The sequence below is a fragment of the Amycolatopsis sp. NPDC005961 genome, from assembly GCF_040629235.1.
Lineage (GTDB): Bacteria > Actinomycetota > Actinomycetes > Mycobacteriales > Pseudonocardiaceae > Amycolatopsis > Amycolatopsis camponoti.
The window spans coordinates 172,635-196,632 of the sequence record NZ_JBEXVF010000009.1 but is presented as its reverse complement, the minus strand read 5'-3'; the positions used below and the strand labels follow the sequence as shown (position 1 = coordinate 196,632).

General features: G+C 73.9%; 2 protein-coding genes. Both read left to right on the top strand.

What is annotated here, in order from left to right:
* The first annotated feature begins 20 nt into the window (after positions 1–20).
* A complete protein-coding gene (locus ABZ342_RS11265; protein ID WP_360471455.1) occupies positions 21–20,021 on the top strand; it encodes a non-ribosomal peptide synthase/polyketide synthase in 20,001 nt (6,666 codons plus the stop codon).
* On the top strand, positions 20,018–23,998 hold the full coding sequence (locus ABZ342_RS11260) for an amino acid adenylation domain-containing protein (protein ID WP_360471452.1): 3,981 nt from the start codon (positions 20,018–20,020) through the stop codon (positions 23,996–23,998). The genes ABZ342_RS11265 and ABZ342_RS11260 overlap by 4 nt, the downstream gene beginning before the upstream one ends.

The following is a 23,998-nucleotide window of genomic DNA, read 5'->3' as shown; positions in this document are numbered from 1 at the left end:
CCGAACTGGAGCTGATCTACGTGAACGACGACACCCGGCAGCTGCTGGCGGCCTGGAACGACACCACCACCGACGTCCCGGAGGCGGGCCGCACGCTCGCCCGGCTGCTCGCCGAGCAGGCGGCCCGCACCCCGGACGCGACGGCGCTGGTGTTCGAAGGCGAGTCACTGACCTACCGCGAACTCCACGGGAAGGCCGGCGCGCTCGCGCACCTCCTGGTCGAGCGGGGCGTGGGCCCCGGCGTCCTCACCGGCGTCTGCGCCGACCGATCCCTTGAGCTGGTGATCGCCCTGCTGGGGGTGCTCAAGGCCGGCGGCGCCTACGTCCCGCTCGACCCGGACTACCCGGCCGACCGGCTGGCCTACATGGTCGCCGACAGCGCCGCGCCGGTCGTCCTCACGCAAACCCACCACAGAAACCTCTTCGACGCCGAGACGATCTGCCTCGACACGCTCGACCTCGGCACGGCCGCCGAGCCGGAAACGACGACGTCCACGAAGGATCTCGCCTACGCCATCTACACCTCCGGCTCGACCGGCCGCCCCAAGGGCGTGCTCGTGCCGCACGAAGGCATCGTCAACCGGCTCGCCTGGACGCAGGCCGAGTACGGCCTCACCGCCGAAGACCGCGTGCTGCAGAAGACGCCGTCCAGCTTCGACGTCTCCGTCTGGGAGTTCTTCTGGCCGCTGCTGACCGGCGCCACGCTCGTCGTCGCGCGCCCCGGCGGCCACCGCGACCCGGCCTACCTCGCCGGGCTGATCCGCGCCGAGCGGATCACGACCGTCCACTTCGTCCCGTCGATGCTGCAGGCGTTCCTGCTCGATCCGGCCGCCGCGACCTGCACCGGCCTGCGCCGCGTGCTGTGCAGCGGCGAAGCCCTGCCCGCCGAGCTGCAGGCGCGCTTCTTCGAGACGCTCCCGGGTGTCGAGCTGCACAACCTCTACGGCCCGACCGAGGCCTCGGTCGACGTCACGTACTGGGCGTGCGACCCGGCACGGAGGACTGTCCCCATCGGACGTCCGGTGTGGAACACCCGAACGCACGTCCTCGACGCCGAGCTGAACCCGGTCGCGCCCGGTGTCGCCGGTGAGCTGTACCTCGCCGGGATCCAGCTGGCCCGCGGCTACCACGGGCGGCCGGGCCTGACGTCCGAGCGGTTCGTGGCCAGCCCCTTCGAGCCGGGGGAGCGGATGTACCGCACCGGCGACCTCGCCCGCTGGTCGGAAGACGGCGCGCTGGAGTACCTCGGCCGCACCGACCACCAGGTGAAGATCCGGGGCCTGCGCGTCGAGCTGGGCGAGATCGAGGCCGTCCTCGACCGGCAGCCCGGCGTCGGCGGCTCGTGCGTGCTGGCCCGCGAAGACCGCGAAGGCGACCAGCGCCTGGTCGGCTACGTCGTCCCGGACGGTGCCGCGCCCGACGTCGACGCCCTGCGCGCGGCCCTGGCCGGGAACCTGCCGGAGTACATGGTCCCGGCCGCCTTCGTCGTCCTGGACGAGCTGCCCCTGACCCCGAGCGGCAAGCTCGACCGCAAGGCGCTCCCCGCGCCGGACTGGTCCGCCGCCCGCACCGGCCGCGCCCCGCGCACCCCCCGCGAAGCCGCGCTCTGCACGCTGTTCTCCGAGATCCTCGGGGTCGACGGCGTCGGCATCGACGACGGCTTCCTCGCCCTCGGCGGCCACTCCCTCCTCGCCGCCAAGCTCGTCTCCCGCATCCGCGCGACGCTCGGCGTCGAGGCCGCCATCGGAGACATCTTCCGCGCGCCGACCCCGGCCGGCCTCGCCGAACTCCTCGAAGACGCACCGGAAGCACGCCCGGCCCTGACCCCGCGCTCCCGGCCCGAGCCGATGCCGCTGTCGTTTGCCCAGCGCCGGCTGTGGTTCCTCGACCAGGCCGACACCCGGAACGCGAGCTACCACATCCCGCAGGCCGTCCGCCTCGACGGCCCGATCGACGCGGACGCGCTGCGCGGGGCCGTCGGCGACGTCATCGCCCGCCACGAAACCCTCCGCACGATCTTCACGAGCGACGGCGACGAGCCGGTGCAGCAGGTCCTGCCGTCCGCGGAAGTCCCGTGGGCCACCGGGGAGTCCACCGAGGACACTCTCGCCGCCGACCTGACCACGGCCACCGAAGCGGACTTCGATCTCACCCGCGAGCTGCCGATCCGCGCCACGCTCTTCACCCTGCCCGGCGACGCGGCCGTGCTGCTGCTCGTCGTCCACCACATCGCGAGCGACGGCTGGTCCTTCGCCCCGCTCCTGCGCGACCTCTCGACCGCCTACGCCGCCCGTGTCACCGGCGGAAGTCCGAAGTGGACACCGTTGCCGGTGCAGTACGCGGACTACACGCTGTGGCAACAGGAACTCCCCGTCGAGCGCGACCTCGCGTACTGGCGTGACGCCCTGGCCGGGCTGCCCGAAGAACTCCCGCTGCCCGCCGACCTCCCGCGTCCGGCGATCGCGAGCCACCGCGGCGGCGTCGTCCCGATGGACGTGCCCGCCGACGTCCACCGCCGCCTGGCCGAGCTGGCCGCGGCCGAAGGCGCCACGCTGTTCATGGTCCTGCAGGCCGCGTTCGCCGCCCTGCTCACCCGCCTCGGCGCCGGCGACGACGTCCCGGTCGGCTCGCCGGTCGCCGGCCGCACCGACGCCGCCCTCGACGACCTCGTCGGGTTCTTCGTCAACACCGTCGTCCTGCGCACGGCCACCGGCGGCGACCCGACGTTCCGCGAGCTGCTCGACCGCGCCCGCGAGACGTGCCTGGCCGCGTTCGAACACTCCGAGGTGCCGTTCGAGCGCGTCGTCGAAGAGCTGAACCCGGCCCGCTCGCTCGGCCGCCACCCGCTGTTCCAGGTGCTGCTGGTGCTGCAGAACAACCTGGCCGCCGAGCTGACCCTGCCGGGCGTCCGCGCGTCCGGCGAGCGCGTCGACATCGGCTACGCGAAGTTCGACCTGGCCGCGATCTTCGAGGAGCGCGACGGCGAGCTGACCGGTCTGCTGGAGTACGCGAGCGACCTGTTCGACCGCGACACCGCCGCCACGCTGGCCGGCCGGCTGCTGCGCGTCCTCACCGCCGTCGCCGCGAACCCGGACGCCCGGATCGGCGACCTCGATCTTCTCGACGCGGCCGAGCGGGTCCAGGCCGAGACGGGTGGCATGCTCGCGCCCGCCGCGACGGCGATCACGCTGCACGAGCTGCTGGAGAGCCACGCCCGCCGCACCCCGGACCGCGCCGCGCTGCTGTTCGAGGGCCGGGCCGTCACCTACGCCGAGCTGGACGCCCGCGCGAACGGTGTCGCCGCGCTCCTGACCGGCGTCCCGGCCGGGCGGATCGTCGCGATCTGCCTCAACCGGGGCCCCGACCTGGTCGCCGCGATCCTCGGGGTGCTCAAGGCCGGTTGCGGCTACACGCTGCTGGACCCGTCGTTCCCCGCCGAGCGGCGGCAGCTGCTGGCCGAGCAGGTCGGCACGCCGATCGTGCTCGACGACCTGTCCCAGGTGGACTCCACGGCGACCCCGCCGAACCGGGTGGTGTCACCCGCCGGGCCCGCCTGCGTGATGTTCACCTCGGGCTCCACCGGCACGCCGAAGGGTGTCGTCGCCTCGCACGAAGCCGTCGCCACGACGATCCTCGGCCAGGGCTACACCGGTGCCGTCTGGCTGCAGACCGCCCCGGTGTCGTGGGACGCCTTCGCGTTCGAGCTGTTCGGTGCCCTGCTCACCGGCGCGACCTGTGTCCTGCAGCCCGGCCCGAAGCCCGAGCCCGCGCTCATCGCGGACCTGGTCGAACGCCACGGCGTGACGACGATGTTCGCCTCGGCCAGCCTGCTGAACTTCCTGCTCGACGAGTACCCGGCGGTGTTCACGCAGGTCAGCGACGTCTACACCGGCGGCGAAGTCGCGTCGGTCGCCCACGTCACCAAGGCCCTCACGGAGTTCCCGCACCTGCGCCTGACCAACGCCTACGGGCCGGTCGAGAACATGATCTTCGTCAGCGGCCACCGCGTCACGGCGGCCGACCTCACCGGCGCGCCCATCCCGATCGGCGTGCCGCTCAACGGCAAGCGCGCCTACGTCCTGGACGAGCGGCTGCGGCCGGTCGCGCCCGGCGTCGTCGGGGAGCTGTACGCCGCGGGCGGCGGCATCGCGGACGGCTACGTCGGCCGTCCCGACCTCACCGCCGTCCGGTTCGTGGCGTCGCCGTTCGAGGCGGGGGAGCGGATGTACCGCACCGGCGACCTGGTGCGCCGCCGCGCCGACGGCGTCCTCGAGTACGCCGGCCGCGCGGACGACCAAGTGAAGATCCGCGGGTTCCGCGTCGAGCCGGGCGAGATCCGGACGGCGCTGGGCACGCACCCGGCGGTCACCGAGTCCGCGGTCGTCGTCCGCGAGGACCGGCCCGGCCAGAAGCTCCTGGTCGCCTACGTGGTGGGTTCGCAGGCGGACTTCCGCGCGTACCTCACCGAGCGCCTGCCGGAACACCTGGTGCCGAGCGCGTTCGTCCTGCTCGACGCGCTGCCGCTGACGCCCAACGGCAAGCTCGACCGCCGCGCCCTGCCCGCCCCCGACCGCACGACCACGAGCCGCGCGCCGCGCACCCCGCGCGAAGAAGTCCTTTGTGGACTCTTCGCCGACGTCCTCGGCGTCGAGACGGTCGGCGTCGACGACGGGTTCTTCGCCCTCGGTGGTCACTCGCTGCTCGCCGCCCGGCTCGTCGCCCGCGTCGGCGCGGTGCTCGGGGCCCGGATCGGGGTCGCGGACGTCTTCCGCGCCCCGACCGTCGCCGGGCTGGCCGCGGTGCTCGACACCGCCCGGGCCGCCCGCCCGGCCGTGGTGGCCCGGCCGCGCCCGGCCGTCCTGCCGCTGTCGTCCGCGCAGCGCAGCCTGTGGTTCGTCGAGCAGCTCGACCAGGCCGGCGCCACCTACAACGTCCCGCGCGCCCTGCGGCTGACCGGCGCCCTCGACGTCGCCGCGCTGCGCCAGGCGTTCGCCGACGTCGTCGAGCGCCACGAGGCGCTGCGGACGGTGTTCCCCGACACCGACGGCGTGCCCCGCCAGGAGATCCGCCCGCTCACCGAGCTGCCGTGGACCGAAGCCGCCGTGGACGTCGCCGAGTTCGCCGCCCGCAAGTTCGACCTGGCCGCCGACCTCCCGATCCGCGCCGCGCTGGTCCCCGACGGTGACGACCACGTCCTGGTGCTCGTCACCCACCACATCGCCGGCGACGGCTGGTCCTTCGGCCCGCTGTTGCGCGATCTGTCGACCGCCTACGCGGCCCGTGTGACCAAAGAAAGTCCGAAGTGGACTCCGCTGCCGGTCCAGTACGCGGACTACGCGCTGTGGCAGCAGGACCTGCCCGAGGACTCCCTCGACTACTGGGCCGACGCCCTCGCCGGGCTGCCCGACGAGATCGCCCTGCCCTTCGACCACCCGCGCCCGCCGGTCGCGAGCCACCGCGGCGCGGTCGTGCCGGTGGCCCTCGACGCGGACCTGCACGCCCGGCTCCTGCAGCTCGCCCGCGGCGAGCACGCGACGCTGTTCATGGTGCTGCAGGCCGGGTTCACCGCCCTGCTGTCCCGGCTCGGTGCCGGGGACGACGTCGCCGTCGGCACCCCGTCGGCGGGCCGGCCGGACGCCGCGCTCGACGACCTCGTCGGCTTCTTCGTCACGACTCTGGTGCTGCGCACGGATCTCAGCGGCGACCCGAGCTTCACCGAGCTGGTCCGCCGGGTCCGGGAAGGCTCGCTCAAGGCGTTCGACCACGCCGATGTCCCGTTCGAGCGGGTCGTCGAACGGCTGAACCCGGCCCGCTCGACCGCCCGGCACCCGCTGTTCCAGGTGATGCTGGCGCTGCAGAACAACGTCGCGGCGAACCTGGCCCTGCCCGGCCTGGCCGCGTCGGACGTGCCGGTGACCACCGAGACGGCGAAGTTCGACCTCACCCTCAACCTGGAGGAGACCACCGCCGGGATCGGGGGCTACCTCGAGTACGCGACCGACCTCCTGGACCCGGGTACCGCGGCCGACCTGGCCGACCGGTTCGTCCGCCTGCTCACCGCCGCGGTCGCCGCCCCGGACGCCGCGCTGTCCACTGTGGACTTACTGGCGGACCGCGAGCGCGTGGCCATCGAGACGGCGAACGGCGAGACGGCTCGGCCACTGCCGGACACTTCGGTGATCGAGCTGTTCGAGACGCAGGCCGCGGCCACCCCGGAGGCGCCCGCGCTGGAGTTCGGCGCCACGACCCTGACCTACGCCGAACTGAACACCCGGGCCAACCGGCTCGCCCACCACCTCGCGGCGCGTGGCGCGGGGCCCGAGCGGTACGTCGCCCTCGCCCTGCCCCGCGACGAACAGCTGATCATCGCGATGCTGGCCGTGCTCAAGACCGGCGCGGGCTACCTCGCGCTCGACCTGGAGTATCCGGAGGACCGGCTGGCGATGATGCTGGAGGATGCCGCCCCGGCACTGGTCCTGACCCGCGACGACCTCGTCTTCACGGATCGGACGGAGAACCTGCCGCACACCGCGTCGCCGGACAGCCCGGCGTACGTGATCTTCACGTCCGGCTCGACCGGGCGCCCCAAGGGTGTCGTCGTCCCGCGCCGGCCGCTGCTCAACTTCCTCCTCGACATGGTCGACCGGTTCGGCATCACCGCGGGCGACCGGCTGCTGGCCGTCACGACCGTCGGCTTCGATATCGCCGGCCTGGAGATCTTCGCGCCACTGCTGGCCGGGGCGACCGTCGTCCTCGCGAGCCGCGACGACGTCCGCGACACCCGCGCGCTGGCCGCCCTCGCCGAGGACGGCGTCACGCTCCTGCAGGCCACGCCGAGCCTCTTCCACGCGTTGCTGGCCGAGCCCGTCGACCTTTCCGAAGTGCATGTCCTGGTCGGCGGCGAAGCCCTGCCCGACGACCTGGCCGTCGCGCTGCGGGCGCGGGCCGCGTCGGTGACCAACATGTACGGCCCCACCGAGACGACGATCTGGTCGACCACCGCCCGCGTCGGCGAGAGCGCGCCGACGATCGGCACGCCGATCGCGAACACCCAGGTCCACGTGCTCGACCGCGCGCTGCGGCCGGTGCCGGCGGGCGTGCCGGGCGAGCTGTACCTCGCCGGGGACGGCGTCGTGCGCGGCTACCTCGGCCGCCCCGACCTCACGGCGGACCGGTTCGTCGCCTCGCCGTTCGCGGCGGGGGAGCGGATGTACCGCACCGGCGACCTGGTCGCCCGCCGCCGCGACGGCGAGATCCGCTTCCTCGGCCGCGTCGACCACCAGGTCAAGATCCGCGGGTTCCGCATCGAGCTGGGTGAGGTCGAGGCCGTGCTGGCCACCCACCCGGCCGTCGCCCTGCGCGCGGTCGTCGTCCGCGAGGACCGGCCGGGCGACAAGCGCCTCGTCGCCTACGTGGTGGCGCACGGGAGCGTCGAGGTCGACGACCTGCGCCGGCACCTCGCCGCCGCGCTGCCCGGGTACATGGTGCCTTCGGCGTTCGTGCTGCTCGACGAGCTGCCCCGGACGCCGAACGGCAAGCTCGACCGCAAGGCCCTGCCCGCACCGACCCTCGAAAGCGGCGCCGGCCGGCTGCCGCGGACCGCCCGCGAGCACGCGCTGTGCGAGCTGTTCGCCGAGGTCCTCGGCGTGCCCGAGGTCGGCGTCGACGACGGCTTCTTCGACCTGGGCGGCCACTCGCTGCTGGCCACCCGGCTCGCCGGGCGGATCCGCGCGGTGCTCGGGCTCGACGTCACCGTGCGGGCGCTCTTCGCGAACCCGACCGTCGCCGGGCTGAGCGAAAGCCTCGGCGACGCCGTCGCGGCTCGCCCGGCCGTCACGCGCCGCTCGCGCCCAAAGCGCCTGCCGCTGGCGCCGGGTCAGGAGCGGCTGTGGTTCCTGTCCCGCATGGACAGCGAGGACACGTCGTACCACATGCCGATCGCCTTGCGGCTGCGCGGCGACGTCGACGCTTCGGCGCTCCGGGCCGCACTGTCCGATGTGGCCGGACGCCACGATGCCCTGCGCACGTACTACGCCGAGGACGAGTCCGGTCCGCACCAGGTGATCCTGGACTCCTTCGAGGTCCCGTTCGAGGTGACGACCGGCTCGGTCGCCGAAGCCGCCCGGACCCCGTTCGACCTGGCCGCCGCCCCGCCGGTGCGGTCGTGGCTGTTCAGCGAGGGCGACGAGCACGTCCTGCTGGTGCTGACCCACCACATCGCCGGCGACGGCTGGTCGATCCCGGTCCTGCTGGGCGACCTCGCCACCGCCTACGCCGCCCGCCTCGACGGCCACGCTCCCGAGTGGACCCCGTTGCCGGTGCAGTACGCGGACTACACGCTGTGGCAACGGGAACTCGACACCGACATCGCCTACTGGACGCACGCTCTCGCCGGCCTGCCGGAGGAGCTGGCCCTGCCGTACGACCGTGTCCGGCCGGCCACCGCCGACCACACCGGCGGGTCCGCGGCCGTCGCGATCCCGGCGGAGCTGCACTCGCGGCTGCTCGACCTCGCCGCGGGGCAGCGCGCGACCCTGTTCATGCTCCTGCAGGCGGCGCTCGCCACCCTGCTGGCGCGGTTCGGCGCCGGGGACGACATCCCGATCGGCACCCCGGTCGCCGGCCGGGCGGACCCGGCCCTCGACGACCTCGTCGGGTTCTTCGTCAACACCGTCGTGCTCCGCACGGACCTCAGCGGCGCGCCGACGTTCGCCGAGCTGGTCGACCGCGTCCGGGAAGCCGACCTGAGCGCGTTCGAGCACGACGACGTCCCGTTCGAGCGCCTGGTCGAGGAGCTGAACCCGGCCCGCTCGGCGTCCCGGCACCCGCTGTTCCAGGTGATGCTGGTGCTGCAGCAGGACAACCCACCGGTCGTCCTGTCCGGAGTGGACACCGAGCCGTACGAGGTGGCCCGCGCGGTCGCCAAGTTCGACCTCACCGTCGCCCTCGAGGAACACGCCGGGGGGATCACCGGTGCCTTCGAGTACGCGACCGCGCTGTTCGACGCCGCCACCGCCGAGCGCCTGGCCGCCGCGTTCGTCCGGTTGCTGGAGCAGATCGCCGACGCACCCGCGAAGCCGGTGACGGCGTACGACGTGCTCACCACCGATGAACGCGACCTCGTGCTGACCGCGGGCAACGCCCTTCAGCTGAGCGCCGCGCCCGAGGACTGCCTGCACACCATCGTCGAACGCCAGGACCCCGGCGCCGTCGCGATCCTGTTCGAGGGCGAGTCGCTGACCTACGGCGAGCTGAACGCCCGCGCCAACCAGGTCGCCCACCACCTCTTGGACGATGGCGTCCGCCGCGGCGAGGTCGTCGGCGTCCTGCTGGACCGCGGCCTCGACTTCGCCGCCGCGGTGCTCGGGGTGCTCAAGTCCGGCGCCGCCTACACCCTGCTGGACCCGAGCTACCCGGCCGAGCGCCTGGCCGCGGTCACCGAGCAAGCCGGCGTCAAGCGAGTCCTGAAGACGCTGCCCGACCACCCGGACCGCACGAACCCCGGCGTCGAGCTGACCCCGGCCGACCTGGCCTGCGTCATGTTCACCTCGGGCTCCACCGGCGTGCCCAAGGGCGTCGCCACCTCGCACCGCGGTGTCGTCGCGACGATGGGCCAGGGCTACGCGACCTTCGACGCGGACCAGGTGTGGCTGCAGTGCGCGCCGGTCTCGTGGGACGGCTTCGCGCTCCAGCTGTTCGGCGCGCTGCTCTATGGTGGCCGGACGGTCCTGCAGCCCGGCCAGAACCCCGAGCCGGACCGCATCGCGGCCCTGGTCGTCGAGCACGGCGTCACCGTGCTGCACGCCTCGGCCAGCCTGTTCAACTACCTGCTCGACCAGGAACCGCAGGTCTTCACGGTGCTGCGCCGGGCCATGACCGGCGGCGAGCCGGCGTCCGTCGAGCACGTGACGAAGGCGCTGCGCGAGTACCCGGACGTCGCGCTGATCAACGGGTACGGCCCGGCCGAGAGCATGGGCTACACGACGTTCCACCCGATTACCCCCGCCGACGTCGACGGCGTCGCCATCCCGATCGGCCGGCCGGTGGCGAGCAAGCGCGCCTACGTCCTCGACGCGCACCTCGCCCTCGCCGCGCCCGGTGTCACGGGTGAGCTGTACCTCGCGGGCCACGGCCTCGCCGACGGCTACCGCGGCTTGCCCGGCGCGACTGCCGAGCGGTTCGTCGCCTCGCCGTTCGTCCCGGGTGAGCGGATGTACCGCACCGGCGACCTCGTGCGCTGGCGCGCCGACGGTGTCCTCGAGTACGTCGGCCGCGCCGATGACCAGGTCAAGGTCCGCGGTTTCCGCGTCGAACCCGGCGAGGTCCGGGCGGTGCTGGCCCGCCACGACGGGGTCGAGCAGGCCGCGGTCGTCGTCCGCGACGGGCGCCTGATCGGGTACGTCGTCGGCTCGGCCGAACCCGCTGTCCTGCGGGCGTACCTGGCCGACCGGCTGCCGGACTACCTGGTGCCGTCGGCGATCGTGCCGCTGCCCGAGCTGCCCCGCACCGCGAACGGCAAGCTGGACCGCCGCGCGCTGCCCGCGCCGGACTTCGCGGCGGGTTCGCGCCGCCGGCCGCGGACCGTCACCGAGAACGTCCTTTGTGGACTCTTCGCCGAGGTGCTGGGGCTGCCCGAGGTCGGCCTCGACGACGGCTTCTTCGAGCTGGGCGGGCACTCGCTGCTGGCCGCCCGGCTCATCGGCCGGGTCCGCGCCGTGCTCGGCGTCGAGCTGGGCATCCGCGACCTGTTCCGCACCCCGGCCGTCGCCGGGCTGGCCGAGATCCTCGGCGACGCCGCCCCGGCGCGGCCGCCGGTGACCCGGCGCGAGCGGCCCGAGCGGCTGCCGCTGTCGTTCGCGCAGCAGCGGCTGTGGTTCGTCGACCAGGCCGAGGAGGCCAACGCCGGCTACGACGTCCCCCGCGCGCTGCGGCTGCGTGGCCCGCTCGACGTGCCCGCGATGCGAGCCGCGCTGGCCGACGTCGTGGCGCGGCACGAGTCCCTGCGCACGGTGTTCCCGGCCCACGAAGGCGAGCCGTGGCAGGAGATCCTGACCGCGCCGTCGATCCCGTGGACGATCGTGGAGTCCACCGAGGACGCGCTGCCCGACGTGCTCGCGGAGGCCGCGGCCCACGTCTTCGACCTGCGGACCGAGCTGCCGATCCGGGCTCACCTGGTCGAGATCGCCGCCGACGACCACGTGCTGCTGCTGGTGCTGCACCACATCGCGTCCGACGGCTGGTCGGCCGCGCCGCTGTGGCGCGACCTGGCCACCGCGTACGCGGCCCGCCTCGACGGCGACGCTCCGAAGTGGACGCCGTTGCCCGTCCAGTACGCGGACTACACCCTGTGGCAGCGCGAAGTCCTCGATGAGCCGGAGATCGCCGGCCAGCTCGCCTTCTGGCGTGACGCCCTCGCCGGCGCCCCCGAGGAGCTGACGCTGCCCGCCGACCGGCTCCGCCCGGCCGTGGCCAGCCACCGCGGCGGCTCGGTCGAGTTCGCGCTGGGCGCGGACGTCCACCAGGGACTGGCCGACCTGGCCCGCTCCGGTGGCGCGACGCTGTTCATGGCCCTGCAGGCCGGGTTCGCGGCCCTGCTGTCCCGGCTCGGGGCCGGCGACGACGTGCCGCTCGGCACCGCCGTCGCGGGCCGCGGCGACACCGCCCTCGACGACCTCGCCGGGTTCTTCGTCAACACCCTGGTGCTGCGCACCGACGTCGCCGGGCAGCCGACGTTCCGGCAGCTCCTGGCCCGGGTCCGCGACGCCGGGCTGGCCGCGCTGGCCCACGCCGACGTCCCGTTCGAGCGGGTCGTCGAGGAGCTGAACCCGGCACGTTCGGCCGCGCGGCACCCGCTGTTCCAGGTGATGCTGGTGCTGCAGAACAACGCCACCGCGCAGCTCGGCCTGCCGGGCCTGGCCACCGAGGGGGTGACGGTCCGCCGCGAGGTCGCGAAGTTCGACCTGACCGCGGGCATCGAGGAGAACCACGCCGCGGACGGCACCCCGGCCGGGCTGACCGGACAGCTGGAGTACGCCGCCGACCTGTTCGACGCCGCCACGGCTGCCTCGATCGCTGAGCGGTTCGCGCGGTTCCTCACCGCGGCCGTCGCCACCCCGGACGTCCCGGTGACCGATCTCGACCTGCTTGCCGACGGCGAGCGGGCCGCGCTGCTGGCCCAGGGCACGACGACGGCCACCGCGCCGGCGATGCGGCTCCACGAGCTGGTCGAGCGCCGGGCGGCCTGGGCCCCGGGCGCGACCGCGCTGGTCTTCGAGGGCTCGTCGCTGACCTACGGGCAGCTCGACGTCGAGGCCAACCGGCTCGCCCGGCACCTGGTCGCCGAAGGCGTCCGCCGGGGCGACCTGGTCGGTGTCCACATCGGACGCTCGCCGCGGCTGGCCGTCGCGCTGCTGGCGGTGCTCAAGGCGGGAGCGGCCTACACCGTGCTGGACACGGACTTCCCGGCCGAACGCCTGGTCGGCGCGCTGCGGCGGACGTCGGCCGCGGTCGTCCTCACCGATGGCCGCACGTTGCCATGGCGCCGGATCGACGTCGTCGAAGACGCGGCCGCGATCGCCGTCCGCGACGGCGGTGCCCTCGGGGTGGCGGGCAGCCCGGAGGACCTCGCCGTGGTCATGTTCACCTCCGGCTCGACCGGCGTCCCCAAGGCGGTCGCGGCCCCGCACCGCGCGGTCGTCGGCACGCTGACCGGCCAGGACTACGCCGGGTTCGGCCCGGACGACGTCTGGCTGCAGTGCGCGCCGGTGTCGTGGGACGCGTTCGGCACGCAGCTGCTCGGCCCGCTGCTCTCGGGCGGCAAAGTCGTCCTGCAGCCGGGCCAGCGTCCCGAGCCCGCCCTGATCGAGGACCTGGTCGTGGCGCACGACGTCACGGTCCTCGACGTCTCGGCGAGCCTGTTCAACTTCCTGGTGGACGAGCACCCGGCGGTCTTCACGACGGTCCGCCGCGCGATGACCGGTGGCGAGGCGGCCTCGCCCGCGCACCTGGCGAAGGTGCTGCGGTCCTACCCGCACGTCGCGGTGATCAACGGTTACGGCCCGGCCGAGACCATGGGCTTCAGCACCTTCCACGCGGTCACGGCGGTCGACGGCCCGGTCCCGATCGGCCGGCCGGTCACCGGCAAGCACGCCCACGTCCTCGACGCGCGGCTGCGGCCGGTGCCCGCCGGGGTCGTCGGCGAGCTGTACCTGTCGGGTGCCGGCACCGCTCACGGCTACCTCGGTCAGCCCGGGGCGACGGCCGAGCGGTTCGTCGCTTCACCGTTCACGGCGGGGGAGCGGATGTACCGCACCGGCGACCTCGCCCGCTGGAACCGCGACGGCGTCCTCGAGTACGCCGGCCGCGCGGACGACCAGGTCAAGATCCGCGGCTTCCGCGTCGAGCCCGGCGAAGTCCAGGCCGTCCTGGCCCGGTACGACGGCGTCACGCAGGCTGCCGTGGTGGCTCGCGACGGGCTCCTGGTCGCCTACGTCGTCGGCACCGCCGACCCGGCCGCGGTCGCGGAGTACGCCGCCACGCAGCTGCCCGACCACCTGGTGCCGTCGGCGATCGTCCCGCTGGCGGACCTGCCGCGGACGGCGAACGGCAAGCTCGATCGCGCGGCCCTGCCCGCACCGCAGCGGGTCGTCGCCGGGCACGTCGCCCCGCGCACCCCCGCCGAAGTCACGCTCGCCGCGATCTGGGCCGACGTCCTCGGCATCCCCGAGCCGGGCGTGGAGGACAACTTCTTCGCGTTGGGCGGTCACTCGCTGCTGGCGGCGAAGGTGACCGGCCGGATGCGCACCGAGTTCGGCGTCCGGCTGGGCGTCCGGGCGCTGTTCGAGGCGCCCACGATCGCGGCGCTGGCCCGGCTGGTACCGGACGCGTCCACAGTGGACTTCGCGCCGATTCCGCTCCGCGACCACGCGGCGAGGACCCCGCTTTCGCCGGTGCAGCGCGGACTCTGGTTCGCCGAACGGCTCGCGCCGGGTTCGGCGGAGTACCTGGTCCCGCTCGCGCTGCGGATCGAGGGTGACCTCGACGTCGAGGCACTGGCCGGTGCGCTGTCGGCCGTGGTGGCCCGGCACGAGGTGCTGCGCAGCCGGTTCGTCGAGGTGGACGGCGAGCCGGCGCAGGTCGTCGACCCGGTGCGGCCGCTCCCGCTCCCGGTCACCGGCGTGAGCGACGTCGAGGCGTTCGTCCGGTCGCAAGTGGACACCCCGCTCGACCTCGAACACGGCCCCGTGGTGCGCGCCGCACTCGGCCGGGTCTCGGCCGGCGACCACGTCCTCGTGGTGCTCCTGCACCACATCGTCGCCGACGGCTGGTCCATGGGCCTGCTCGCCGCCGAGCTGCGCGACCACTACGCCGGGATCCGGCCGGCCGCGCTGCCGGTGCAGTTCGGCGACGTCGCCGTGTGGCAGGCCGCCGCGTCCGACGAAGCCGGGCTCGCCTTCTGGCGCGACGCTCTCGACGGTATGCCGCACGTCGCCGAACTGCCCGCCGACCGGCCCCGGCCGCTGGTCCGGGACATCCACGGCGCCAAGACCCCGGTGCACGTCCCGGCGGACGTCGTCGCCCGCCTGGCGGCGCTGGGGGCCGGGCACGGCGCGAGCCTGTTCATGACCGTGCTCGCCGCGTTCGAGGTCCTGATCGGCCGCTACACCGCGATGCGGGACTTCGCGATCGGCACCCCGGTGTCCGGCCGCAGCCACCCGCAGACCGAGCCGCTGGTCGGGCACTTCGTCAACACCGTCCCGCTGCGCGCCGACCTGACCGGCGACCCGGCGTTCACAGAGCTCCTGCGCCGGGTCCGCGCGAGCACGCTGGCCGCGTTCGACCACGACGACGTCCCGTTCGACCGGATCGTCGAGCTGCTGCGCCCGCAGCGCGACCTCACCCGCACCCCGCTGGTGCAGATCGTGTTCGCCCTGCAGAACAACGAGCGGGCGGGCTGGGCGCTGCCCGGCTTGGCCGTCGAGCAGCTCGCCGTCGACACCCGGGTCAGCAAGTTCGACCTCGAGCTCGCCCTCGCCCAGGACGCCGACGGTGCCTTGACCGGCATCTTCGAATACCCGACCGCGTTGTTCGACGCCACCACGATCGAGCGGCTGGCCGGTCACTTCACGACGCTGCTCCGAAGGATCGCCGACGCGCCCGAAACCCCGGTCGGCGAGCTGGACCTGCTGAGCGACGCCGAGCGCACGCACTTGGTGCACGGCGTCAACGCCACCGAAGCCGCCTACGACGAGAGCGTCTGCCTCCACCACCTGATCACCGAGCAGGCGCGGAAGACGCCGGACGCGGTCGCCGTCGAGTACCTCGACGAGAGCATCGACTACGCCGAGCTGGAACGGCGGGCCGGGATCCTCGCCGCGCGGCTGATCGGCCACGGCGTGGGCCCGGACGTCCCGGTCGGCCTGCGGATGGACCGCTCGATCGACCTGATCGTCGGCCTGGTCGCCATCCTCAAGGCCGGCGGCGCGTTCGTCCCGATCGAGACCGACGCACCCGAGCCCCGGGTCCTCGGCATCCTCGGCGACGCGAACTCGCCGGTCTGCCTGGTCGACGCGGGCGCGGAAACGCCGTCAGGCGGCGAGGTCGTCTTCCTCGAAGTGTCCGATGTGGACGGAGACGCGCCGGAGCTGCCGGACACCACCCACCCGGACAACCTGGTGTCGATCTACTACACCTCCGGCTCGACCGGGAAGCCGAAGGGCGTCGCGAGCAGCCACCGCGGCTGGGTCAACCGGCTGCGCTGGCACCAGGACACCTACCGGCTCCGGCCGGGCGAAGCCGTCCTGCAGAAGACGACCCTGGTCTTCGACGACGCGGCCGTGGAATGCCTGTGGCCGCTCGTCGCCGGCGGGCGCGTCGCGCTGATCCCGCCGGGCCTGCACCGCGACCCGGCCGCCATCCTGGCCGGTGCCCTCAAGCACCGGGTCGTCAACCTGCAGTTCGTGCCGAGCATGCTGACGCTGTTCCTGGAGCAGCTGACCCCGGCCGACTGTGCCGCGCTCGGGACGGTGCGCAACGTCATCACCAGCGGCGAAGCGCTCCAGCCGGAGCTGCTGAAGCTGTTCTTCGACCGGCTCGGCACGACCGCGACCCTGCACAACCAGTGGGGCGCGACCGAGGTGTCGATCGACTCGACGATGCGTGTGTGCGTGCCAGCCGACCTCGCGGGCGCGGGCTCGGTCAGCGTCGGCTCGCCGATCGCGAACAACCAGATCCACGTTCTCGACGAGCACTTCCGGCCGGTCCCGGTCGGCGTCCCCGGTGACCTGTTCATCGGCGGCGTCGGCCTGGCGCGCGGCTACCTCGGCAACCCGGGCAAGACGGCGGCGGCGTTCCTGGCCAGCCCGTTCGTGCCCGGCGAGCGGCTCTACCGCACCGGCGACCGCGGCCTGCGCACCCCCGACGGCGCGCTGACGTTCCTCGGCCGCCAGGACTCGCAGGTCAAGATCCGCGGCATCCGCGTCGAGCCGGGCGAGGTCGAGCAGGTGCTCCTGGAGCTGCCGGGGGTGCGCGAGGCGGCCGTCACGGTGTGGCAGCCGACGCCGGGGGACAAGCGTCTCGCCGGGTACGTCACCGCGCAGGCCGGCGTCACGCTCACCGAAGCCGGGATCCGTGAACAGCTGCGCGAGCGGCTGCCCGTCTACCTCGTGCCGACGGCGCTGAGCGTGCTGCCCGAGTTCCCGACCACGACCAGCGGCAAGATCGACCGCAAGGCGCTGCCCGCGCCGGCCGCGGCCGGCGCCGAGTACCGGGCGCCGGAAGGCCCGGTCGCCGAGCTGGTCGCGTCGGTGCTCGGGAACGTCCTCGGCGTCGAGCGGGTGGGCGCCGATGACAACTTCTTCGACCTGGGCGGGCACTCCCTGCTGGGCGTCCGGGTGGTCGCCGAGCTGCGCAAGCGGCTCTCGGCGGACATCCCGATCCGGCTCATCTTCGACTCGCCCACGGTCGCGGAGCTGGCGGACGCCGTCACCCGCGCCACCCGCCGCGAGTTCGAGGCGATCCCGAAGCGGCCGGACGGCCCCGCGCCCCTCGCGGGCGTGCAGGTCGGCATGTGGCTGGCCGACCGGATGGCGCCGTCCAGCGCGGAGTACCTGGTGCCCAACGCGGTCCGCCTGCGTGGCGCCCTGGACGTCGACGCTCTGGCGGCCGCGCTGACGAAACTGGTCGAGCGGCACGAGATCCTCCGGACCCGGTTCGTGGAGATCGACGGCGAGCCGAAGCAGATCGTCGACCCGGCCGGTCCGGTCCCGCTGCCGATGACCGGGATCGACGCGATCGAGCCGTTCCTCGGCGCCCGGCCCATCGATCTCGCCGCCGGCCCGGTGTTCGCCGCGGCCCTCGGGAAGCTCGGCGACGACGACCACGTCCTGGTCCTCTCGGCTCACCACATCGTGCTCGACGGCTGGTCCGAAGGCCTCCTCGCCGAGGAGCTGCGCGACCTCTACGCGGGTATCGAGCTGCCGCCGCTGCCGGTGCAGTACGCCGACGTCGCGACCTGGTCCCGGCCGACCGAAGCGGACGTCGAGTTCTGGCGGACGCAGCTCGCCGGCGTCCCGCAGGTCGTGCGGCTGCCCGCGGACCGCCCCCGGCCCGCGGTGCGCGACCCGCGGGGCGCGCGGTACGAGTTCAGCGTCCCGGTGGAGCTGGCCACCCGGCTCGGGGAGCTGGGGGCGGAAGCCCGGGCCAGCCTGTTCATGACGCTGCTGGCCGGGTTCCAGGTCCTCGTCGCCCGGCACACCGGCCTCCGTGAGTTCGCGATCGGCAGCCCGGTCGCCGGCCGCGACCACCCGGACACCGAGCGGCTGATCGGCCAGTTCGTCAACACCCTCGCCCTGCGTGCGGACCTGACGGGCTCGCCGGGCTTCACCGAGCTGCTGGAACGCGTCCGGGAGACGGCGCTGAACTCCTTCAGCCACCAGGAGGTCCCGTTCGACCGGGTCGTCGCCGAGCTCCGGCCCGACCGCGACCCGAGCCGGAACCCCCTGGTGCAGCTGATGTTCGCGCTGCAGACGGTGTCCGAGGGCGGCTGGGAACTGGGCGACCTGGACTGCGAGCCCCTGGGCGTCGAGACCGGCGCGGCCAAGTTCGACCTCGCGATGGTGCTGCGCGAGCAGCCCACCGGCGCGGTCGACGGCGTCCTCGAATACCCCGTCGCGCTGTTCGACGAGGAGACGGTCGCCGCGTTCGCCGAGCGGTACCTCCGGCTCCTCACCGGATTCGCCGCCGACCCGCGGCGGCCGGTGGACCGCGTCCCGATGCTCGACGCGGCCGAGGTCACCCCGCTCGACGGGAACGCGCCGGGCGGGACGTTCGCCGGGCTCATCGAGTCGCAGGTGCGGCGGAATCCCGATGCCCCGGCCGTCGTGGCCGGGTCGGACTCGCTCACCTACGGCGAGCTGGACGCGGCGGCCAACCGCGTGGCCAGGGTGCTGCGGGCTCGCGGTGCCGGTCCGGAAAAGGTCGTCGCGCTGCTGCTGCCGCGCTCGGCCGACCTGGTCGTGGCGCAGCTCGCGGTCGTCAAGACCGGGGCCGCGTTCCTCCCGGTCGACCCGGGCTACCCGGAGGAGCGCATCCGGTACATGCTCGACGACGCGAACCCGGTGCTCACCCTCCGTGAACTGCCGGTGTCCACAATGGACGACGGCCCGCTGGACGTCGAAGTCGAGCCGGAGAACGCGGCGTACGTGATCTACACGTCGGGTTCGACCGGACGGCCGAAGGGCGTCGTCGTCAGTCACGCCGGCCTCGCCACGCTGGTGGCGAACACCGTCGACGCCTACCGGGTCGGCCCGGGCGACCGGGTGCTGCAGTACGTGTCGCCGAGCTTCGACGCGTCGATCCTGGAGCTGTGCGCGTCGCTGATGACCGGCGCCGCACTCGTCGTGACCCCGCCCGGCCCGCTCCTCGGCGACCAGCTGCGGGACGTCCTCGCCGAAGGGCGCGTGACGCACGCGCTGATCCCGCCCGCGGCGCTGGCCACGGTCGAGGACGCGGACCTGCCGGACTTCCGCACGGTCGTCGTCGGCGGCGACGTCTGCCCGCCGGAGCTGGTCGCGAAGTGGGCGCCGGGCCGCCGGATGCTCAACATGTACGGCCCGACCGAAGCCACGGTCGTCTCCACGGTGTCGGAACCCCTGGTGCCGGGCGAGCAGGTGACCATCGGCCGCGCACTGCGCCACACCAGCGCGTACGTCCTGGACGACCGGCTCCAGCCGGTGCCGCCGGGCGTGGCGGGCGAGCTGTACGTCGCGAGCCCGGGCCTGGCCCGCGGGTACCTCGGGCGGCCGGGACTCACCGCGAGCCGGTTCGTCGCGAACCCGGCGGGCGGGCGGATGTACCGCACCGGCGACCTCGTCCGCCGCACCCGCGCCGGCGAGCTGGAGTTCCTCGGCCGGACCGACGACCAGGTCAAGATCCGCGGCTTCCGCATCGAGCTCGGCGAAGTCGAGTCCGCGCTGCGGGCGCACCCGGCGCTCACCGCGGCCGTGGTGCTCGCCAAACCCGACCCGGCCGGGCAGAAACGCCTGGTCGCCTACACCGTCGGCGACGTCACCCCCGCGGACCTGCGCGCGTTCCTCGGGCAGCGGCTGCCGGAGCACCTGGTGCCGAGCGCGTTCGTCGTGCTCGACGCGCTGCCGGTCAACGCCAGCGGCAAGCTCGACCGCGCCGCCCTGCCCGAGCCGGCCGAGGAGACCGCGGACTACGTCGCCCCGAGCAGTCCCGAGGAGCAGCTGATCGCCGGCATCTGGGCCGAGGTGCTCGGCGTGCCCCGCGTCGGGCTCGGCGACGACTTCTTCGCACTGGGCGGGCATTCCGTGCTCGCCGCCAAGGTCCGCATGCGGCTGCAGGCCGCCTTCGGGGTGGACCTGCCCCTGCCCGTGCTGTTCCAGACCACCACGGTCGCCGCGCTCGCCGCCGTGGTCCACACCGAGATCGAGGCCGAGCTCGCCGGCATGTCCGAGCAGGAGCTCCTCGACTCCCTCTCCGAGGAGGCCAGCGCATGACCACGTTCGACATCCGCCCCGAAGCCGGCGCCGACGCCGAGCGCGCCGCGCGGCTGCGGGCCGCGGTGCTCGCGAAGCGCCTGCGCGGCCGGGCCGCCGCGCCGGTCCGCGCGTTCGGCCGGGCCGACCGCGCCGCGCCGCTCCCGCTGTCGGCGGGCCAGCAACGCCTGTGGTTCCTCGACCGCCTCGACCCGGACAGCGCCGAGTACGCGGTGCCGCTCCTGCTCAGGCTCGACGGCGCCCTCGACGTCGAGGCGTTGCGACGCTCGCTCGACGCCCTCGTGGCGCGGCACGAGATCCTGCGCACCACCTACCTCGCGGAGGACAACAAGCCGCGGCAGGTGATCGGGGCTCCCGAGCCGGTCGACCTGCCGGTGGTCGACGGTGACCTGGACGCGGTGCTCGCCGAGTACGTGAGCCGTCCGTTCGACCTCGCGGCGGGCCCGGTGTTCCGCGCGATGCTGGTCCGCGAGGCACCCGAGCGGCACGTCCTCGCGCTCAACGTCCACCACATCGCCTGCGACGGCTGGTCGCTGCCGATTCTCCTCGAGGACCTGCGCCGGCTCTACACCGGCGCCGAGCTGCCCCCGGTCGAACTGTCCTATGCGGACTTCGCCGTCTGGGAGCAGTCCAGGACCGACGCGCACTCGGTCGATCTCGCGTACTGGAAGGAGCGGCTGGCCGGGCTGGAAACCCTGGAGCTTCCCGCCGACCGCCCACGGCCGGCCCAGCGCGACCACCACGGCGCGTCGGCCCGCTTCACCATCCCCGCCGACGCCGCGGAAGCGGTGCTGAACCAGGGAAAGAGCACCGGCGCGACGCCGTTCGTGACGCTGCTCGCCGCCGCGTACGTCGTGCTCGGCCGCCACACCGGCCGGACGGACCTCGCCGTCGGCACGCCGGTCGCCGGGCGCGGCCGGGCCGAGCTGGAGCACATGGTCGGGTTCTTCGTGAACACCGTCGTCGCCCGCGGCGACCTCTCCGGTGACCCCGACTTCGCGACGCTGGCGGACCGCGTCCGGGCCGCGCGGCTCGCCGACCAGGCCCACGAGGACCTGCCGTTCGAGCGGCTGGTCCAGGAGCTGGCGCCGGAGCGCGACCTCGCGCACACCCCGGTCGTCCAGGTGATGTTCGCCGTCTACGACGCGTCGGAGGGGGAAGGCTCGCTGGGTGACCTCGCGGTCTCACCGGTGGACCTGCCTTCGACGACGGCGAAGTTCGACCTGATGATCTCCTTCGTCCGCCAGGCCGACGGCTCCGTCGAGGGCGTCCTCGAGTACGCCACCGCGCTCTTCGACCAGGCCCGGATGGACCGCATGGGCGAGCACTTCGTCCGGCTCTTCACCGAGCTGGCCGCCCGCCCCGGCGTCCGGCTGTCCGAAGTGGACGTCCTCGGCGCGGACGAGCGGAAGCTGCTCCTCGAAACCTGGAACGCCACCGCCGAGCCCTACCTGCGCGGCACGCTGCACGGCCGGATCGCCGAGCAGACCCGGTCCACGCCGGACGCGATCGCCGTCCGCTGCGGGGGCGCCGAGCTGACCTACGCCGACCTGGAGACCCGCGCGACGCGGCTGGCCCAGCGGTTGCGGGCGCACGGCGTCGGCGTCGAGACCCCGGTCGGCGTGCTCTGCGAACGCGGGCCGCTGCTGCTGCCGGTGCTGCTGGCCATCCTCAAGACCGGCGGCCACTACATCCCGCTGGATCCGGCCTACCCCCAGGACCGCAAGGAGTACATGCTCCGCCAGGCCGGCGCGCGCGTGCTCGTCACCACCCGCCGCTACGCCGGTGAGAACCTCGGCGACGTCGTGATCTTCGCGGACGAGCCGGTCGCCGACGACCCGGTGCCGTGGCAGGACCCGGTCGTCGACCCGGAGAACCTCGCCTACATCATCTACACCTCCGGTTCCACCGGCCGTCCCAAGGGCGTGATGATCAGCCACCGCGGCGTGCTGCACTACCTGGACTGGTGCCGCCAGGCCTACCGCGCCGACGAAGGCGACGGCGCCCCGGTGCACTCGTCGCTCGCCTTCGACCTCACCGTCACCGGCCTGTTCCTGCCGCTGCTCTGCGGGACGACCGTGACGCTGGTGCCGGAGGACGAGCACCCGGTCGCGGGCCTCGCGGACGTGTTGTCGAGCGGACGCAAGTTCAGCTTCGTCAAGCTCACCCCGGCGCACCTCGAACCGCTGCGCCGCTGCCTGACACCGGAAGCCGCCGACGCCGCCGCGCACCTGGTCGTCGGCGGCGAGCAGCTCACCGCCGAGGCCCTGGAGTTCTGGCGCGAGAACGCCCCCGAAGTCGTCGTGGCCAACGAGTACGGCCACACCGAGACGTCCGTGGCCAACGTGATCAACCTGCTGCCCGCCGCCGAATGCGTCACGACGCCGATCTCGGTGGGCCGCCCGATCTGGAACACCGAGGTCTACCTCCTCGACGAGCACCTGCGCCCGGTCCCGGCCGGCGTCACCGGCGAGCTGTACGCGGGCGGCGCCGGCGTCGCCCGCGGCTTCGCGGGCAACCCGGGGCTGACCGCCGCGAAGTACGTGGCGAACCCGTTCGGCCCCGGCCGGATCTACCGCAGCGGCGACCTCGCCCGCTACCTGCCGGACGGGCGGCTGGAGTTCGTCGGCCGCACCGACCACCAGGTCAAGGTGCGCGGCTACCGCATCGAGCTGGGTGAGATCGAGGCGGCGCTCGTCGGCGGCCCCGGCGTCGTCGAGGCGGTCGCGGTGGTCCGTGACGGTGCGCTCGCCGGGTACGTCTCACCGTCCACTGTGGACGTCGACGCGCTGCGGGCGCACCTGTCCGAGCGGTTGCCCGAGTACATGGTCCCGTCGACCCTGACCACGTTGGACACGGTGCCGCTGACGTCGAACGGCAAGATCGACCGGGGCGCGCTGCCCGTCCCGGACGCCGCCCCGGTGTCGACGTCCGGGGTGCTCCCGCGCGACGAGCTGGAGATGGCCCTCGCCAAGCTGTGGGAGGACCTGCTGGGGAGACGCGTCGGCGTCACCGACGGCTTCTTCGACGTCGGCGGGCACTCGCTGCTGGCGGTCGTGCTGGTCGACCGGATCCAGGCCGAGCTGGGCGCGACCGTCGGCCTCGCCGAGGTGTTCCGCGCCCCGACGATCCGGGCCCTGGCCGACCTCATCCGCGCCGGGGAGAGCGCCGGGGGGCTGGTCGTGCCGCTCTCGCCGGGCCGCGCGGGCGTCGCCCCGCTGTTCCTGCTGCCGCCGACCGCCGGGAGCCCCTTCCCGTACCTGCAGCTGGTGGCCGAGCTGGACCCGGCGCTGCCGGTGTTCGGGCTGCAGGCGCCCGGGTTCGCGCCCGATGAGGACCCGGTGCACACCATCGAGGAACTGGCCGCCGCGTTCGTCGCCGACCTCCTGCCGGTGGTCGGCGACCGTCCGATCCGGCTCGCCGGCTGGTCGCAGGGCGGGTCGGTGGCCTTCGAAATGGCCGCCCAGCTGGAAAAAGCCGGCCGCACGGTCGAGCACCTCTGCATCATCGACGCGACCGTCCTCGGCGTCGACGACTACGGCAACCCGCTGCCCGACGTCGACACGAGCGACCCCCTCGCGTGGTTCGGCGAGGCCGTCCTGAAGCTGGCCCCGGGAGCCGTCGACACCCTCGACGAGATGCTCGCCGAGGCCCGCGACCGCGGCATGGTCTCCGAAGTCGCGGGCAACGCCGTGGTCGAGCAGATGGCGCGCGTCTACCTGGCCGGCAAGGACGCCGTCGAGGCCTACCGCTGCCGGGCCGTCGTCGACACCGGCATCCACCTCATCACCTCCACCGGCACCCACCCGGTGAAGGGCCGCCCGGAGGTGCGGCCGGAGAGCTGGCGCGCCCGCACGCGCGGCGAGCTCACGGTGACGCCGGTTCCGGGCCACCACTGGGACATGGTCGAACCGCCGCACGTGGCGGAGCTGGCCCGGGCCGTGCTGGCCGGGCTCGCCGTGACCGCCGACGAGTGA